We start from the raw sequence: 17,420 nt of genomic DNA, 5'->3' as shown, positions 1-17,420 counted from the left end.
GTTAGCCAGAAATTTTTTATGACACTACAAAGCTTTGGTGTGATTGGATTAGCCGTTATGGGTGAGAACATCGCTCTCAACGTAGAGCGCAATGGCTTCCCAATTGCAGTTTACAACCGCTCCCGCGAAAAAACGGATGCGTTTATGGCGCAGCGTGCTACAGGAAGGAACGTCAAAGCCGCCTTTACTCTAGAAGAATTCGTTGCCTTATTGGAACGTCCCCGCAAAATCCTAGTAATGGTGCAAGCTGGTAAGCCAGTGGATGCGGTGATTGCTCAACTAAAACCCTTGTTAGACGAAGGCGATATCATTATCGACGGTGGCAACTCTTGGTTTGAAGATACGGAACGACGCACTCAGGAATTAGAACCCGCTGGGCTTCGGTATCTTGGTATGGGTGTCAGTGGCGGTGAAGAAGGGGCGCTAAATGGCCCATCTCTGATGCCTGGAGGTACAACAAGCTCTTACGAGTTTCTATCACCAATTTTCAACAAAATTGCTGCCCAAGTCGATGATGGCCCTTGTGTAACCTACATTGGCCCTGGTGGTTCTGGCCACTATGTCAAAATGGTACACAACGGCATTGAGTATGGCGATATGCAGCTAATTGCTGAAGCCTACGATTTGTTGAAAAATGTCGCTGGATTAAACCCCAGTCAGCTACATGACGTGTTTGCTGAATGGAATACCACCGATGAACTCGATTCATTCTTGATTGAGATTACGAAGAATATCTTCCCATATATTGACCCAGAAACAAATAAACCCCTAGTGGATTTGATTGTTGACGCAGCCGGTCAAAAGGGAACTGGACGCTGGACTGTACAAACTGCATTGGAATTGGGAGTTGCTATTCCCACAATTACAGCAGCAGTTAATGCCCGGATTATATCTTCGATTAAAGATGAGCGGGTTGCAGCATCGAAAGTCCTCACAGGCCCCAGTGGCAAGTATGACGGGCAAACCAAGGACTTTATCAACAAAGTCCGTGATGCTCTCTATTGCTCAAAAATCTGTTCTTATGCTCAAGGGATGGCGTTGCTATCCACAGCTTCAAAAACATATAACTGGAATTTGGATCTGGGCGAAATGGCGCGGATTTGGAAAGGTGGTTGTATTATTCGCGCTCGCTTCTTGAATAAGATTAAGAAGGCTTTTAGCGAAAATCCAGCTTTGCCTAACTTGCTGTTAGCTCCCGAATTTAAGCAGACAATTCTCGACAGACAGACTGCTTGGCGGGAAGTGATTGCGACAGCCGCAACAGTAGGAATTCCAGTACCCGCATTTAGCGCATCCTTGGATTATTTTGACAGCTATCGCCGCGATCGCTTACCTCAAAATCTAACTCAAGCACAACGCGACTACTTCGGCGCACATACCTACCTGCGTCTTGATAAGCCCGGAAGTTTCCATACTGAATGGGTTCCCATTGCTGAAGCCGAGAAGTAAATTTTCACTCATCTAAATTCTCAATTTATTGAGTAAATTTAGACTGTTTCAGAATAAATATTACAAGTGACTCTGAGTTTCAGAGTCACTTTCTTTTTAATACTGAGTTAAATGCAAAATAAAACTGCTGTATCTTATTGATTGATTTTAAGGCAATACGCTTGGGTTAAAAGTTATTGGTGTAGGTAATTGGTCTTTGAAGACGCGATAAATCGCCGTCTCTACAAGTGTTTTGGTCTTATCTGAATTGTATTAGATTTTAAGGATTATTATTACCAAGATATTTGGCTTTTAATTGTTCTAATTCTTCATCTATTTTATTTGTACTAGAAGGCTGAGATGTGGGATTTGGTGGCTGTATTTTATTTGGTTGAGGTTTGCTGCTACCCAAAAACTGGGTTTTCATTTCCTCTAATTCTTTCTCAAGTTGACTCGGAGATTTCGATACAAAAGCGGCTGGAGATTTGAGTGGTGATTGAGGGATAGGTTTTAGTGGAATAGCTGGTGTGGTTGCTACTTGCGACTGTTGATTTAAGTCTTTGAGAACTTCATCTACTGTTTGATAACGCCGAATTGGGATACTTTCTAGCATCTTGTTGAGAATGCGACTCAACTGATTACTAACAGGAGTTTGCAAGTATTGCTGCCATACCCATGTATCGTTATTGGTATCATAAGAATCGAAAGGCGATCGCACTGTTAATAAATTAATACAAGTCGCACCTAAACTGTAAATATCGCTGGCAAAAACAGCCCTACCTCTCATTTGTTCAGGTGCAACATATTCTGGACTCCCAATACTAGTACCAGTTCTATTTAAGGCAGTGCCAGTGGCAGATTTAGCAGCACCAAAATCTACTAATACTAGTTTGCGATCGCTCTCGCGTAAAATAATATTTTCTGGCTTAATATCGCGGTGAATTACGTGTCTAGTATGACAAAATTGCAAAACTGGTAATAAATCACTTAGTAATTGCCAAATTTGTATTTCACTAAAAGCACCTCTATGTGCCAATTCCTGGGCTAAGTTTTGCCCGTCAATAAATTCTTGTACAAGATACTGCCGATTTTCTTGGGTAAAATATGCCAGTAGTTCGGGAATTTGGGGATGTTTGCCCAATTCATCTAACTGCACCGCTTCTTGGTTAAATAACTCTACGGCTTTGGCCAGCGTGTTAGTGCCTTGGGATTGGGGATAAAATTGCTTAATTACGCAGCGTGGTTTTGAGGGTTTATCCTCATCCACAGCTAAGAAGGTTTTGCCAAAACCACCTTGTCCGATTGGTTTGATCGCACGGTAACGTTCTTTGAGGAGTAACTTGGAACCACAAGTCACGCAAAAATTTACATGATCGGGATTTTCAGGCTTGGGACAGTGGGGATTAAGGCAGTAGCTCATACAGGCGATCGCTCTTATATCTCTTTATTTTACTGGCGTTGAGCATGTGGACTTCTGCGAATCCGTTAAACTATGAGCGATGTCTACGACGGGCTACGCCTACGCACTGCTTAACTAGTACAGCACGGCGGAAACAAACATACCATTTCAAATGGCGCAAAAGCTTAGAATACAATTCTTTTGACTTTTGACTTTTAACTTTTGACTTCCGCCTTGCGGTACTAGCCTATACCTTCTATAACTGGATGGAAGTAGAAGGCGAATCCCAACACTGTATAGGTAGCTAATAACAAAGTGCCTTCCAGCCAATTGGACTTACCATCAGAACTAATACTGTTTGCAATCAACACTGACGCAACCACAGCTACTAATTCAAAGGGTTGGAAATCCAAATCCATTGGTTTACCCATTATCCGTCCTGCGATCACCAACACGGGCGCGACAAACAAGGCAATCTGCATACTTGATCCCACTGCTACCGAAAGGGAAAGATCCATTTTATTTTTCATCGCCACGGTGACTGCTGTGGCGTGTTCAGCCGCGTTACCGACGATGGGAACCAAAATCACCCCTGTAAACAGCGCCGTCAAACCTAGCTGAGATGTGGCCACTTCCAGAGAATCTACTAGCATTTCTGACTCAAATGCCACTAGTAAGGTGCATACTAGCAACACGCCAACCCACAACATCATATTTGGTTTAGCATGAGGGATTTCCTCTTCTTCTGTCTCTGCTACACCCACATCATAAAGATAGGAGTGGGTTTTCATCGAAAATAGCAGCGTTAAGGCATAAACCAGGATTAACACTACAGCAACAGCAATAGAAAAATTTTGCAGTGTTTGTTCGTTAATTCCTTGAGAGGTATAATTCATGGCTGTTGGCATCAAAATGGCAATCACCGCCAAATTCATCGAATCAGCATTCACCCGCGCCACTATTGGCTGAAATGTCTGTTCTTTGTAGCGCAGTCCCCCCAAAAGCATGGAAAAACCCATCACCAATAGTAAGTTGCTAATAATCGATCCCGTGATGCTGGCTTTGACTACATCTATTAACCCAGCGTTCAGCGCTACTAGGGCGATGATTAATTCTGTAGCATTGCCAAAGGTGGCGTTTAACAAGCCCCCCAATGATGGCCCGACTACGACAGCAATTTCTTCTGTGGCTGTACCCATCCAAGCTGCTAAGGGCAGAATTGCTAATCCAGCTGTAATGAAAACTATCAATTCTCCCCATTCCAGAAAGTGGGCCGCTACAGAAATCGGGATAAACAGTAATAAAGCGAAAAGAATAATGTTTTTGGTTGACATTTGTTGTCTTAAGTTGAGGGTATCATTCACAGCGAGCAATCCTAATGTTGAAATTTTGAGTGTTGAATTAACAATCGCTTTCACTCATCACTCCGATATGATACTCTCAACCGTCTGTAGACTAATTCAGGAATTGTACTGTTTTCAGCTCACTGCTGTATATGTAAAATTCAATTGCGATATAATAAGTGTTTGTAATCTTTTGTTGCAAAACTATGAAATTGAGCCAAAATATTACACCAAAAATGGGGTTTAATATATTAAAAGACAATTAAAATTTTGATTGGCGCTGCTAACGAGAAACCCCTAACTAAGGCCTTGTTCGATGGCTAATTACTTTGAGCCTTCAGGGAAAGGGCTGTGCGATAACGCAGATTTCCCACTACAATAAAATCGCTTTGTCAAAAATTTCGTTGGATTTTAAAGTTGTTGTTTATACCGGATTTTGTGTACAAACCATTGTAGAAAGGTTTATGCACAATGTTTTCGGTGCAACTGCAAGTTTTTTGTTTTGGATAAATATACATGACTTCTGCTGCTGAAATGCCAGCTAGCTCTGGCTCAACGTTAACATTACATTCAGATCCCAAAAACGCTCACGAAACCGATCCCCTGAGAAAGGCTAATGGTGTTTATGTGACGGTGCATGGTCATTTTTACCAGCCACCAAGGGAAAACCCTTATCTGGACGCAATTGAACGCCAACCGAGCGCTGCGCCTTTCCATGACTGGAATGAGCGGATTCATTGGGAATGCTATCGTCCGAATGCCTTTGCCAGAGTCTTAAATGACCAAGGCGAAGTGGTGGGGATCGTCAACAATTATGAGTATTTCAGTTTTAATATTGGGCCAACGCTGATGTCGTGGCTAGAACGCTACGATGTGGAGGTTTATCAGCGGATTTTAGAGGCGGATGCCAAGAGTAGCCAACGGTTGCATGGTCATGGCAATGCGATCGCGCAAGTATACAATCACATCATCATGCCTCTGGCGAATGAGCGCGACAAATACACCCAAATTCGCTGGGGTAAAGAAGACTTCCGCTCCCGCTTTGGTCGTGATCCCGAAGGAATGTGGCTTGCAGAAACAGGTGTGGATTATGCCACCCTGGAAGCTCTGGTTGCTGAGGGTATTCGCTTCATTATCCTTGCACCATCTCAAGCCCTGCGTTGCCGTCCCCTCCCCACTCCAGATCATCCCCATCCTGAATGGCACGAAGTCGGTGGTAGTCAGATTGATCCCACACGTCCCTATCGTTGTTATTTGAAGCCCACACTAGATACTTCATCTTCACCTCTGAGTGCGATCAAGGAAGGGAGTAGGGAATTGGGAGTAGGGAATGGGGATAGTAACCACTCCCAACTCCCGACTCCCGACTCCCTCCCCTACATTGATATCTTCTTCTACGATGGCCCGATATCGCGAGACATGGGTTTTAGTGATGTCGTTTATAATTCCACTCACTTTGCTGGACGTATTGGTTCGGCAGTACGTGGGGATCATCGTCAAACACAGTTAATCTCTGTGGCGACAGATGGGGAAACCTTCGGACATCACAAAAAAGGAACTGAGAAAACTTTAGCCTACGCCTTTACTAAAGAGTTTCCTCAACAGGGTTGGACTGTAACAAACTTCGCTCATTACCTCAGCTTAAATTCTCCCGGTTGGGAAGTGGAATTAAAGTCAGTCACGGCCTGGAGTTGCGCCCACGGTGTAGACAGATGGCAAGATGACTGTGGTTGCGGTGGAGAAGGCTCAGTTTGGCATCAGAAATGGCGTCGTCCCCTGCGGGATGCCCTAAATTGGCTGCGGGATCAGTTAACTGAGGTGTATGAGGAACATGGTAGGCAGTTATTTCGTGATCCCTGGCAAACACGAGATGAATATATCCAAGTGATGCGCGATCGCTCTGCTACCAATGTCAACCGTTTCCTAGCCCGTCATCAAACTCACAAACTAACCGCCGCCGAACAAGTAGACGCTCTGCGTTTATTGGAAATGCAGCGTCACGCTTTGTTGATGTTCACTAGTTGCGGTTGGTTTTTTGAAGAAATTTCCCGTCCAGAGGGGACACAAATTCTGCGCTACGCCGGCCGTGCTTTGGAATTAGCAGGGGAAGTGGCTGGTGTGCAGTTGGAAAAAGGCTTCGTCAAACGTCTTGGTTTAGCCCCCAGCAATGTGGATGACTTTAAACACGGTGGCGAAATTTATCGGCAACTCGTGTTAACTGCCCAGCTTGGCTTTAAGCAAGTAGCAGCCCATTACGCTATTACTTCTCTGTTTACAAATCAGAAACCAGCACAGACGCACAATTCTTTGCCTAGAAAAGATGCTGCTGATAAACAGTCTCAGCGTTACCACAAAAAAGTTTATTGCTACGCTGCCAATGAGCTAGATTACCAGATGCAACGGATGGGATCGCTAACTCTGGCTGTGGGGAATTTAAAGCTGGTATCAGAGATTACTTGGGAAAGCGAGCATTTGGTATTTGCGGTTCTCCATTTAGGAGGCTGGGATTTCCACTGCTGTATTCAACAATTTACTGGACGGCGTGACTACAGCCAATTAAAAGAAAAGCTGTTCGGCGCACTAAAACAAGCTAGCGCGGCTCATACGATCTTGGCGATGACACAGCTATTTGGCGAAGAAGCTTTTAACTTGCAAAATCTATTTGCTGAAGAACGCCACCGGATTATGCGGCTGCTGAGTGAGGAAACACTGACGCGTTTAGGACAGTTGTATACCCAAGCCTACCGTGATAATTATGGTGTGCTGATGGCGTTTCATCGAGATGAAATAGCAGTACCGCAAGAATTGCAGGTAGCAGCAGATATTGCTTTAGGGCATCGTTGTTTGATGACATTGCGATCGCTAGAGCAAGATATCGCTGATCCCCAAAAGAGTTGGAGTCACATATTAGAATTGGAAGCGATCGCAACTGAAGCAAAACATCTGCGTTGTCGGCTGAATATTCCCGACGGTAAGCAGATGTTAGAACAGTTAATTGCGCGATCGCTCTGGCAATTGTTGCATGATGCTAATGGTAGCTTTAATGCAGATATCCAACTATTGGAGAGATTGATTGATGTCGGGGATCAACTAAATATTGACATTTCCTTACAGCGATCGCAGGAACTATATTTTAGTTGTCTGCACAGTCAGATCGCGCCGGTGTGTATCACTAGTCTTGGCAATGAAGGAGATAATCAGTGTCTTCAGTTGCTCAAGTTGGGTAAAAAGTTAGCCGTTGATGTCAGCATGATCTCAAATCAGTTGGGATAGATGTGGCACATCACAGCGGTGCATTGATATCAACTTAAGTCAAAACCTCGTTCCTAATCGGAGACTGGGAACGAGGTCAATCTTTGGTTAAGTTAGTTGAGGTAAAAATTTTACATAGAGAGAAGGGGAAAATTTTCCCCTTCTCTTTTTAATTGCCTTTACTTAACTTGGGAGCGATCGCAATGGTAAGGATAAAGCCACTCACACCTAAAGAGTCCAAATGTATGTTTCTCAAAAAAGGTTCCTGCGTGGCGGCTACGTGATATATCGATCCCAGCTTTCGTTTTAATCTCATATAGCCAGGGAAAGGCTACTACTAAAACAGCTATGACAGTGAAGAGGTAGAAAAAAGTAGTTTTAATGTTGAGGAATTTTTGCGAATTGCTATTGTGATTTTGAGGCATAGAAATGAGAAACTAATAGCTCATACCATCGTAACCTATAGCTGAAAATATCGCCGGAAACGAGGATCAATTTTGTCTATTTTCTGCTGATTGCAGGTAAAACAAAGAGTTTGGAGATTGCTGATATCGTTTTGACCGCCACGGGCAAGGGGAATGATATGGTCAATGCTAAGGTTAGTTTCTACAGTGGTTTTACCGCAGCTTTGGCATTGATATTTGTCACGTTGAAAAACATAAATTCTTACTTCCGGTGGGATACGAATGCGGGGAGTTTTGCTCATTTATTTAGTTGCTAAGAAATCCTTCCAAGCTGGGTACATCTATCCAACTTGCTTTTGTATGAGATTCATGGGATAAATCCATCAACAACTGAGAATAAATTCCTTCTCGTAGGGATGGTGTAATTTCCTGATTGCGGTCAATTCCTTGCACCCATTGGTCTACTACGCGGATAAATGCAGAAATGCGTCCATCAGCATAATTTTTGGGGAAAATTAACCGATTTGGTATTTCTATTTCCGTTAGAGGTTTACCTGGCTGGGAACCCCAAACACGAAAACCATGTATATAATCTTTTTGATTTTCACTGCCCACTATTAATGTACCGCGATCGCCATATACTTCTACCCAATGGGTTCTTGGTGCATAAACAACTGCACTAATAGAAAGTTGGCAAGGTGTACCATTAGCTAATTCCAGCGTTAATATACAGTTGTCATCTGTATTCACTGGCTTGGATTCCCCACTAACAGGGTCAACTCGCGTAGGAATAGCAGTAGTTAAATGGGCGTTTAATCTACGGACTGGCCCGAATAACCAGTGAATATAATCGAAGGCGTGGGAACCCAAAGATCCTAATGCACCACCTCCTTTATCCTTTTCAGAATACCAATTCCAAGGGCGTGAATTATCAGCACGAGAAGAACCTAACCAATCAATTTTAATTAGGCGTAACTTACCCACATAATCTTCTGACAATAATTCAGCAAATAACTGCCATGCTGGGACAAAGCGAAATTCAAAGTCTACAGTTGCAATGGCGCTTTTTGCTTTCGCTAACTGATAAAGTTCTTTAGCTTCAATTGCATTTAAGGTTGTTGGTTTTTCTAATAATAAATGTTTCCCAGCTTGCAGTACAGTTTTTGCCATTTCATAGTGCAAAAATGGCGGTGTAGAGATGCTGACTGCTTGCACTTCAGGTAATGCCACAATATCTGCAAGTGAGTCAGAGGCATGGCGGATATTATGGGATTCTGCTATAGCTTTAGCTTTATTTATATCTCGATGATAAACAGCAACTACCTCCGTGCGAGGATGTGCTTGAAATCCAGGAATGTGGACTTTTTGACCAAATCCCGTGCCTGCGATCGCAACTCCAATCATATTATTATATACTCCCATATTTATACATATTAGTTATTTAATAATATCATTTTGTCTATCATATCTAATATATCCGAGTCTTTACTTGCATCAAACTTCCTAGCGAATAACTTTTCTGATTGCCTGATTTTTTCAAAATCCTTTTTCTCTAAAATTCTTGGATGATAGGCATTAACGTCACCCCAATCTATATATCTCATGTTATTGTTAACTATTTTATCTTTAAAGGGCGAATTTAAAATAAGTATTTGGTAGAATAGTTCATCTGCCATTAAAGTGTAATTAAACCGATTAACAAACTTAGGGTTGTGTTGGACAAAATCATTTATATAGTTTACACATTCTCCGGTTAAACACCAAAATGCAGAACCTCCATAAAGAGCAAAGTCTTTAGGAAATTTACGTTTATTAGGTAAAAGCAAACTCAAAAATGAATACAAGGAAGATGCAATAGCAGATTTAAATTCACGTTTTTCAGGAAAACAAAAATAATCGTCGTTCCAATGAATATGCCAATATTCTATTCTTCTTAAGCCACCTTCTCTCCATTTACTACAAGGTAGGGGGAAATACTCTATAAATTCTCTACCTTTATTCTCTTGGAGAAATTTACATATTTCTGTATTGGACTTTATTAAATAATCTTGACCAGATAAGTGAATAATATAATCAAAGTAAGTACCTGTTTCGACTATTGATTTTATTCCTTCAAGAGTAGCTATTACAGCGTTAAAACTTCCCCATTTTGAATTATATCTCTTAATAAAAAGTACATTTGGAAAATCTTTAAAATGAGTGAATAAGTGATAGTATGTTTTAGTATCTGCGTTTTTATCTATATGTATAAAAAATGATATATTATTGACATTTAATTTATGAATAAGGCGCACCAATTGTTCAGTATGATTATGGGCTAAAATTATATATGCTATTCTCATAAAAATTATTTAGGTATATAAATAAATTTAAATTTGTTTTTTGTCATTTCAATACTCTATCATTTAATTTCAGTTTCATCATAAAAACTGAACCCCTAAAAAATTAACCAGATAAAAGGCAATATTTAAGATTGTATTATGCTAGAATTCTATACCATAAAGTGAGCCAATAAAAATATAACACTTTAATGTTTATTTGAGAATCATCAATATTACATAACAGAGATATAATCATTTTTATCGTAAAAATCTAACTGTTAAAGGGTAACGATAATGTTCTCCATTGTAAGCTTTGACAGCCGCAAAAGTTACTAAGAATGATTGGAGTAATAGTTTTAATGAAATTAAAGCTATGAGAAAAAATAATAAGCTATCTAAAGTAGTTTTGATTTCATTAAATGAACCATTGGTAACCAGTGCCAGACTAAAGCTAATTAACAATAAAAACAAGGAGATTGCTATGAAAATCAAAGTATAGAATGTTAAAGAAATTTGAAAATTCAGTGATTCCTTCCCTTGTAAATCAATCCAGGGATATTGTGATTTTTTAAATTTCCAGATGATGAGTGGGGCTAAAAGATTGAGGGGTAAATATAAAGGGATACCAATAAATACTAGAAAACATAATAATATCCATCCCAATAAAGCTGATAAATGACACAACATCGCCCATATACGCATTTGTTGTTTAGGTTTTGCTCTCATGGCTTTTTATATGTAAGTGATTTACCAGACACTTCTCCACTGTAATTATCTATAAAAAAGCCAAATAAGAGTTTAAAATCTGAGTATTTCTCGGTCATAATTTTCGGGAAGAGGTTCTATTTCCCAGACTATGCCTTCTCCTGGCAGCAGCGCAACTTCTACGTAAAGTTGTTCTACAGCAGATATAGCAATATCTTCGTTGTTGGGAAAAGGCTGTAAATCTTCAGTGAGTAGTCGGAGTTTAAAACCACCAGGAATAGCTGCACCCACTGTCAGGTTGCGTAACTCAAAGCGCCAAACAGTCGCGTCTGGTTCGTCTTGTGGTGTAATCAGCAATTCATAGATTTGACCTGCGATCGCCAGTTCACGAGATAAAATAGATTCTGGTTGCCTTTGGTCAACACTCCGCGCCCCAGCCGCACTCAGTTGTAAATCAAAGCTTCCCCAACCGGCAGCTTCAGCAACTTGGGAAACACCGCTTTGCAACCATTGGAGAACCGACCACTGTTCTGGTAGTCCCAAGCGTCGTTGATATAAGCTTTTTCGCCACCCGCCATGTTCAATTAACCCTCCCCATAATTGAAAAGGGATAGCTAATCTCGGTGTAAGTATTTCTGGATTTCCCAGACGGGTAATTAAGTTTTGTGCTTGTGGTTGCGGTATAGGAAGAATCTCTTCAATAGCGATACGTGTTGATTCTTCTAAACAAAGTTGCCGCGCCACAGCTAAAACACTGATATCATTGATGATGTCAGCAGCATCAAGAGAATAAGTGCGATCGCCTGGATCATAACTACCCTGAGATTTGAGTTGTGTATGGGTGCAATAACCCCAAACTCTAACATAGCCTTCATCTGGTTCTACCTGCACAGCTAAGTAGTAATCACCTACCCAACTGGGAATATCCACCCATTCTTGCGGTACTCGCAATTCGCTTAAATCAATTGTCTCACTGGGAATCAAGATAAATCGAGTTACATCTAAAGTGATTGCGGTTCCATTTACTATTTCCCAGAAACTCGATAAAACGGTTGTATTTGGCCAGACCTTTGCTTGAGGCGTGAAATCTTCTTGTAACCATAGCAAAATAGCACTTAGGCAAAGTTCATTAATATAACCTTGATAGCCAGAAGTGGGGTTAGAAAAAGATTGACTGTAAACATCCGCTTGATTTTGAGTGGCGGTGGGGATTTCTAAAATCAGGTCAGTTGGGTTAGCAAAAGTAAATATAGTAGTCATGGGGATTGGGGATTGGGGATTGGGGATTGGGGATTTAGGATTGGGGATTGGGGATTTAGGATTTAGGATTTAGGATTGGGGATTTAGGATTAGGGATTGGAGATTGCTTATTTACCCAGTCCCCAGTCCCCAGTCCCCAGTCCCAGTCCCCAGTCCCCAATCCCCAGTCCCTAGTAATAATTTCTCAGCCATTCCTCCATGACTGTATTTATACTTTTGAGTAGGTCTGAGGTAATAGAAATATGCAAATTATCTTGACTCCAGTTAGCCAAAGACCGCAACAAAGCTTCCTGTGCTTTTTTCAGTCGCCGCGAGACAGTATATTGCTGCATTTGTAATTGTTTAGCAATTTTGTCTTGAGTTAGTTCTTGCCCATAGTAAAGTTGTACAATCTCTTGTAATTGCGGTTCAAGTTGAGCGATCGCTACAACTAAAACTTTGTTAATCTCAGTTTGCTGAGAAATTCTAGTTTGTTCTTCTTCTTGGGCGACAATTTCATTGATTAGAGATTCTTGTTGACCTCCCGTAAGATTGTCCAGCCACTCCCAGGAATCATCGCCACCTTTGGGAGTATTCAGAGACTCCGGGGTGGGATAACAATACTTGCGTACAGATTTAGCAGCATTTAGCAGCCATTTTTCCAAAGTTTGGGGATTGACTTGCTGACTACTTTGTGAATTATAAGCTTTAGCGATCGCTTCCCAAACTTTATCGTCGGGTCGAGAAAGTTGGCGGGAAGTACCAGTTTTTGTAGGAATATATAGGGTTGTGAAACAATTCCAAGCCAGGATATAAGCATTAATATTTTCTGGGGATAAGCCAGCATTTTGCAAAGACTCCACCAAAAGCTTTTTAGTGATTTTTCGCAACAGTCCCCAATCTGTACAAATGTCAACTTCCCTCTTTTGGCGCAAAGTTTCGCGGATAGCACCGCTAAAAATGGCATTGGCGTAGTTTTTTAAGGTAAAACCTTGATTAGGGTTAAAACCTTTGAGGACTTTATCAACTTGTGCGATCGCAATCTGAAAACAGTCTGACAGTTTATACTGAGTACTGGCAAAACTAGTAACCGTCTTTTGAGATACCCAATAGCAAGGTTCTTGCAAATAAGCTATAAGATGTTGCCTAGCTATTGACTCAGTTTCGGGAAGCTGCCAAAACTTATACCAATAAAGTGCCCAAAAGTATTCAGAAGTTTCTTGTGGCGTGCGGTTTAAACAACTTTGAATGCTGCGACGCAAATTTGATTCCGTCCCCCAACGACTAAAGCGTTCGCCAGCAAATTGCACAAAAGTTGAAAAGATTTCAATGATGCCTTGTCGAGGTTGCATAAAAATTGGAAAATCCCAAATTAAATCTAGTACACTGTGGCAGAAGTTAGCTTATTTTATAACAAAGGGTTTAATACCAATTTTCTGTAAAGCTGCGTATTATTTTCATCCCTCCCAACCTCCCCTTTATAAGGCTACGGTGTACACACAAGTCAAATTACCCCCCTTAATCCCCCCTTGGAAAGGGGGGAAATAGAAAATCCAGTTCCCTCCCCTTTGCAAGTTATAATCAACGCCTCTTATCCCTTTGGAGTGCGAAAAGGGGAAATAGAAAATCCGGTTCCCTCCCCTTTGCAAGGGGAGGGTTAGGGTGGGGTAAAACGCTGCTTAATCTAAAACGTTTTTTACTAACAAGAGGACTTTTCAAACATCCTCTAACTGAAAAGCGTCTTACTCGTGGTCTAAATACGTAAAATCTACTGCGACATTGCAAGATTCATCATCAAGATTGCAATGTTCTTCATCAAGATTGCAACATTCATCATCAACGTTGCAATGTTCTTCATCAACATTGTAATATTCCTCATCAACATTGCAATATCCCTTATCAACGTTGCAATATCCCTTATCAACGTTGCAATATCCCTTATCAACATTGCAATATCCCTTATCAACATTAAAGCAATTGTGAAGAAAAACAGGTACAGGCTAAAAATTAAGAAAAATTACTCAGACTTAGTTGTTTTTTTTAATAAATACAATTATTCCCTAATTTTACTGAACCAGAAAACAGCCTTGGTAAGGCAAAGTAGCTTTATAAGCATCTCGAAGGAATATATTTATGTCTCGTAAAAAACGTACATCCCGTGTTCTCAAAAAAGCTGAATTGAGATCCGCTGGACTGAAAGCAATTGATTCAAATATGGATTTTGGTGATAATTGCGATTTGCAAAACTTGACTAAATCAATTGAGCAATTACGGACTATGCTTGATGCTTATAACACTGCTTTAACTGTAATTGACTCTTCCAAAACTAAAATTGATGAGATGGAAAAAACTTTAAGCAATCTTACAGATAAGATGGTAAGAGGAGTTGCTTTTAAATATGGTAAAGACAGCAGCGAATATGAGATGGCAGGTGGTATTCGTGATAGCGAACGTATTCGCAAAAGCAGATTGAGCCGCTTGAAAGCTGTTTCAGAAGAAATATCAGATGAAAATCCTAAAACCGCTTAATAAAGTACGACGGTAAGCAGGAGGGAAAGGATAAAAAAGATTCTCGCAAGGGATGTGGAAAATGAACAAACGCTACATTGTTTATTAAACCCTTTTTTTGAACTCCTGCAATTGCCTATAGTGAAGCGTAACCTATTGCAATTTCTTCTAGCTACTGATTCTCTTTGATAAGCAACAATTATATACAGCTACTATCAGGCATTTTCACGCATATTAGATTATGCATTTTGTAGTATAGTTTCATCTTTTATAATGTTGAAAACACTGCAAAATGGGAGTTTTAACCATTTTACTTGTCTAAATACTGATTAGAGTTTATAGTGGTACGGTGTTTTCCGTTCCACTTTACTCGGCAGGTTTATACCATGATTTATTCTGGCAAATTACAAAAGTATTTTGCAGGTTTTTCTGTATCTGTAATATTAGTAGCTGATTTTGTACTCACCCAAAAAACTCTTCCAGTTTCAGCCCAAACGGTAAATACATCTATCGGTAATGCTGTAACATTCAGTTGCAACGATAGTGAAGCGACAATTAAAGGTAAAAATGGGCCCAGAGTATTTAATGGAAATACAAGCATTTACATTGGTTATCAGCAACTTTCAAATAACAAAAACCCTATAACTATTCGCTTCAATAATGGGATAAAAGCATGGTGTCGTACTGATTACGAAACAACCAGGGATGATGGTACAGGTTACGGATTGTATTGGAATGGAAGTAATGTTTTATATGGCGTTTACTCTTCTACTGGTAGTCAGTCTGGGAATGATTTTCGCCGTTTTGCCATTGGACGTTGGTTGCCTAGTTATGGTAGCGGAGGCGGGCCAAAAGTCGCAGTTATAGCCCGGATTAATCCAGCTAATGGCGATGTTTCCGATGCCACATTTTTATCTGCTAGAAAGGCGGATAATGGACAAACTAACTCTTTAGTTGTCAACAACCTATCATGGAATAGCATAAATTCAACTTTGACTGTGCAAGCAAAGTCATGGTGGACTCCCCGTCGCGCTAATACAAATTCTATGAGTTGTTCTGGTTCATCACCTTATCAATATACAGCCATATTTACTGGTGACTTAAGAAAGATGAACTCGGCTTCAGCAAATACTTGTAGTTAAAAAGTTAGGATTCAACTCTCAAATTGAAGAAGCATATTTTTTTCAGTTGTTTGAGAATTGAAAAAAGCCCTAGCGAATAAAATTCACAGTTACACAAATACAGCAGTTGTTTTTTACATAAAGTACAAAGATTCGAGTTTTGAAGCAGGAAGTAAAAACTCTTTCTAGATGATGTGTGAGTCCTACCTTTTGTAACTCAGTTACTTGTAAACTGTTGTAAGAGCTACACCAACTTGAGCTAATAGAACATGAAAATTTCTTAACCCGCCTGTGCGGGTTTTGTCTGTGTAAATGCAGTTTCTAAGGGCCAATTGAACTTCTGATTTCTACCTCCTGAGTTCTGCTGTATCTATCCCTAATTTTTCCCATTTGGACGCTGAATAATCGTCTCCACCACGCGCCGCTTCGCCTTTGGATCAATCCCTACCAAACGCACATATTCACCGCTATATTCTGTTAGAGTTGATTCCAAATTGGAGATTGCATCAGACTCAGCATCAATGTGGCTATTAACACAACTTTGCCAAGAACCTGTGCGAAAACGACGTTCATCTACGTGTTCAATACTAATTTTGTAACCTTGAGATAATAATTGCCGAATCTGTTCTTGTGTCTCTAGAGTCAAATGTGGACTTGACGCTTGCTGTTTCTGGAATCCATTAGTTTTTACTTCTTGAGTTGCACGATTTGACGGTTGACTAATTGGTGTTACAGCAGCAGGTGGTGCAGATTGATTATAATTACCACCTCGATTTAGTCGGTTGTAATCATCAACCAAGTGGGAATTTTCTACCCGTTTTTGTTCACCAACGAGGAAGTTACCAGATTCGATTAAGTGAGACAGCCTGAAATCTGGCTTTTTAAATTCTGGTGGCCCTTGAGTGCTGTTAACTACATTTAAGGATATCTGCTCAAAACCTACCTTATGAATGTAGTTGCGGATTTGTTCGTCATAAATGCGCGATCGCAAAGCGCTAAAAAAGTCAATGGACTGATTGATAAAAGTATCAACTAGCTGTTCAACTTCTTTTTGTGACAGTCCATCCGGTTCAAAAATCCCCTTGACAATTCCCACTTTGTCGTCTCTGTCTGGTTCCCAGTAGAATTTCTCCATCCGTCCATCCCGAATTAACGGTGCATAGAGGGTAGAAAAATCATTACCTGTGACAATAATCGGCACACGATGCAAAGGTGTGGAATCATAGCTTCCCGGCAACTGCACATCTGTGGGATTATCAGCAATATTCATCAGTGTGGCATTTACCAACTGGGTATTGACGGTATATTGAGTACCTTCATCAAAACGTCCAGCACCAGCATCTAAATCGTTAATCATCAGTACACACATTTTGCCGCGTACTTTGATCAGTTCCGCTGTTTCCCGATAGCGTAGCCGAATCAACCGCGCTGGATCTCCTGCATCTGGACTTTCCAATTCGCCGCCAGATACGTGAGTCACTTCGATACCCATTTTTTCGAAGACTAATTGACATTGAAATGTTTTGCCTTCTCCTTTGCGTCCATGAATACCCAAAATCACGGGAACTCGCACGCCAGGAAGTTTCAGGAAATTTTTAGTGATGTGGACAGCCAGTTTGTCCAAAAAGCGGGGAGCGATGTAGTAACCCATGAGCTTGTATGATGAAAAATTAACACTTCTAAGGTTAATGTTAAGTTTT

The 17,420-nt window shown here is 40.7% G+C and carries 15 protein-coding genes; 4 read left to right on the top strand and 11 right to left on the bottom strand.

Going from position 1 to position 17,420, the window contains the following annotated elements; all coding sequences use genetic code 11:
- Nucleotides 1-18 precede the first annotated feature (18 nt).
- Complete coding sequence (gene gndA, locus ACWATR_RS03140) at nt 19-1,449, top strand: NADP-dependent phosphogluconate dehydrogenase (RefSeq protein WP_460329444.1); 1,431 nt, start codon at nt 19-21, stop codon at nt 1,447-1,449.
- A 259-nt stretch (nt 1,450-1,708) separates the two neighbouring features.
- Here the strand turns inward: gndA and ACWATR_RS03135 are convergent, their stop codons facing one another.
- Both ACWATR_RS03135 and cax read right to left on the bottom strand, forming a co-directional pair.
- Entirely contained in the window at nt 1,709-2,848 is a 1,140-nt protein-coding gene (locus ACWATR_RS03135; RefSeq protein ID WP_460329442.1) for a protein kinase domain-containing protein, read from the bottom strand.
- A 221-nt stretch (nt 2,849-3,069) separates the two neighbouring features.
- Nucleotides 3,070-4,161: a calcium/proton exchanger gene (gene cax, locus ACWATR_RS03130; RefSeq protein WP_460329440.1), complete on the bottom strand. Its 1,092-nt coding sequence runs from the start codon at nt 4,159-4,161 to the stop codon at nt 3,070-3,072.
- A gap of 525 nt (nt 4,162-4,686) precedes the next feature.
- Here cax and ACWATR_RS03125 point away from each other — a divergent pair.
- Nucleotides 4,687-7,443 (top strand): DUF3536 domain-containing protein, encoded by a 2,757-nt coding sequence (locus tag ACWATR_RS03125; protein ID WP_460329438.1) that lies wholly within the window; start codon nt 4,687-4,689, stop codon nt 7,441-7,443.
- Between the two features lie 158 nt (nt 7,444-7,601).
- Here ACWATR_RS03125 and ACWATR_RS03120 read toward each other — a convergent pair whose 3' ends face one another.
- The 8 genes from ACWATR_RS03120 to ACWATR_RS03085 all read right to left on the bottom strand — a co-directional run bounded on the left by ACWATR_RS03120 (nt 7,602) and on the right by ACWATR_RS03085 (nt 14,060).
- Nucleotides 7,602-7,847 (bottom strand): hypothetical protein, encoded by a 246-nt coding sequence (locus ACWATR_RS03120; RefSeq protein WP_460329436.1) that lies wholly within the window; start codon nt 7,845-7,847, stop codon nt 7,602-7,604.
- A gap of 35 nt (nt 7,848-7,882) precedes the next feature.
- The gene (locus tag ACWATR_RS03115) at nt 7,883-8,128 is read right to left on the bottom strand and encodes an HNH endonuclease (protein WP_460329434.1); all 246 of its coding nucleotides are present in this window, start codon (nt 8,126-8,128) and stop codon (nt 7,883-7,885) included.
- Nucleotides 8,129-8,132: 4 nt separating this feature from the next.
- Nucleotides 8,133-9,230, bottom strand: a complete 1,098-nt coding sequence (locus tag ACWATR_RS03110; RefSeq protein WP_460340163.1) for a Gfo/Idh/MocA family protein — start codon at nt 9,228-9,230, stop codon at nt 8,133-8,135.
- A gap of 29 nt (nt 9,231-9,259) precedes the next feature.
- A complete protein-coding gene (locus tag ACWATR_RS03105; RefSeq protein ID WP_460329432.1) occupies nt 9,260-10,168 on the bottom strand; it encodes a beta-1,6-N-acetylglucosaminyltransferase in 909 nt (302 codons plus the stop codon).
- Between the two features lie 237 nt (nt 10,169-10,405).
- Nucleotides 10,406-10,873, bottom strand: a complete 468-nt coding sequence (locus ACWATR_RS03100) for a DUF4870 domain-containing protein (protein ID WP_460329430.1) — start codon at nt 10,871-10,873, stop codon at nt 10,406-10,408.
- A gap of 72 nt (nt 10,874-10,945) precedes the next feature.
- Nucleotides 10,946-12,112 carry a DUF1822 family protein gene (locus tag ACWATR_RS03095; protein WP_460329428.1) on the bottom strand — a complete coding sequence of 389 codons (1,167 nt, stop codon included), beginning with the start codon at nt 12,110-12,112 and terminating at the stop codon, nt 10,946-10,948.
- A 170-nt stretch (nt 12,113-12,282) separates the two neighbouring features.
- Nucleotides 12,283-13,443 carry a sigma-70 family RNA polymerase sigma factor gene (locus tag ACWATR_RS03090; protein ID WP_460329426.1) on the bottom strand — a complete coding sequence of 387 codons (1,161 nt, stop codon included), beginning with the start codon at nt 13,441-13,443 and terminating at the stop codon, nt 12,283-12,285.
- A 416-nt stretch (nt 13,444-13,859) separates the two neighbouring features.
- Nucleotides 13,860-14,060, bottom strand: a complete 201-nt coding sequence (locus tag ACWATR_RS03085) for a hypothetical protein (RefSeq protein WP_460329424.1) — start codon at nt 14,058-14,060, stop codon at nt 13,860-13,862.
- A 164-nt stretch (nt 14,061-14,224) separates the two neighbouring features.
- On the opposite strand from ACWATR_RS03085, the gene ACWATR_RS03080 reads away from it, so the two are divergent.
- Nucleotides 14,225-14,620 (top strand): hypothetical protein, encoded by a 396-nt coding sequence (locus ACWATR_RS03080; protein ID WP_460329422.1) that lies wholly within the window; start codon nt 14,225-14,227, stop codon nt 14,618-14,620.
- A 365-nt stretch (nt 14,621-14,985) separates the two neighbouring features.
- Complete coding sequence (locus tag ACWATR_RS03075; protein WP_460329420.1) at nt 14,986-15,741, top strand: hypothetical protein; 756 nt, start codon at nt 14,986-14,988, stop codon at nt 15,739-15,741.
- 355 nt (nt 15,742-16,096) lie between these two features.
- Here the strand turns inward: ACWATR_RS03075 and ACWATR_RS03070 are convergent, their stop codons facing one another.
- A complete protein-coding gene (locus ACWATR_RS03070) occupies nt 16,097-17,371 on the bottom strand; it encodes a ribulose bisphosphate carboxylase small subunit (RefSeq protein ID WP_460329417.1) in 1,275 nt (424 codons plus the stop codon).
- Nucleotides 17,372-17,420: the final 49 nt, after the last annotated feature.

The sequence above is a fragment of the Nostoc sp. UIC 10890 genome, from assembly GCF_054786515.1.
Note: the sequence above shows the minus strand (reverse complement) of the source record. Positions and strands in the feature narration are given on the sequence as shown.

Bases quoted from the DNA above. Each gene is read 5' to 3' on its own strand.
- gndA (WP_460329444.1), top strand. From the start codon at position 19: ATGACACTACAAAGCTTTGGTGTGATTGGATTAGCCGTTATGGGTGAG.
- ACWATR_RS03135 (WP_460329442.1), bottom strand. From the start codon at position 2,848: ATGAGCTACTGCCTTAATCCCCACTGTCCCAAGCCTGAAAATCCCGAT.
- cax (WP_460329440.1), bottom strand. From the start codon at position 4,161: ATGTCAACCAAAAACATTATTCTTTTCGCTTTATTACTGTTTATCCCG.
- ACWATR_RS03125 (WP_460329438.1), top strand. From the start codon at position 4,687: ATGACTTCTGCTGCTGAAATGCCAGCTAGCTCTGGCTCAACGTTAACA.
- ACWATR_RS03120 (WP_460329436.1), bottom strand. From the start codon at position 7,847: ATGCCTCAAAATCACAATAGCAATTCGCAAAAATTCCTCAACATTAAA.
- ACWATR_RS03115 (WP_460329434.1), bottom strand. From the start codon at position 8,128: ATGAGCAAAACTCCCCGCATTCGTATCCCACCGGAAGTAAGAATTTAT.
- ACWATR_RS03110 (WP_460340163.1), bottom strand. From the start codon at position 9,230: ATGATTGGAGTTGCGATCGCAGGCACGGGATTTGGTCAAAAAGTCCAC.
- ACWATR_RS03105 (WP_460329432.1), bottom strand. From the start codon at position 10,168: ATGAGAATAGCATATATAATTTTAGCCCATAATCATACTGAACAATTG.
- ACWATR_RS03100 (WP_460329430.1), bottom strand. From the start codon at position 10,873: ATGAGAGCAAAACCTAAACAACAAATGCGTATATGGGCGATGTTGTGT.
- ACWATR_RS03095 (WP_460329428.1), bottom strand. From the start codon at position 12,112: ATGACTACTATATTTACTTTTGCTAACCCAACTGACCTGATTTTAGAA.
- ACWATR_RS03090 (WP_460329426.1), bottom strand. From the start codon at position 13,443: ATGCAACCTCGACAAGGCATCATTGAAATCTTTTCAACTTTTGTGCAA.
- ACWATR_RS03085 (WP_460329424.1), bottom strand. From the start codon at position 14,060: ATGTTGATAAGGGATATTGCAATGTTGATAAGGGATATTGCAACGTTG.
- ACWATR_RS03080 (WP_460329422.1), top strand. From the start codon at position 14,225: ATGTCTCGTAAAAAACGTACATCCCGTGTTCTCAAAAAAGCTGAATTG.
- ACWATR_RS03075 (WP_460329420.1), top strand. From the start codon at position 14,986: ATGATTTATTCTGGCAAATTACAAAAGTATTTTGCAGGTTTTTCTGTA.
- ACWATR_RS03070 (WP_460329417.1), bottom strand. From the start codon at position 17,371: ATGGGTTACTACATCGCTCCCCGCTTTTTGGACAAACTGGCTGTCCAC.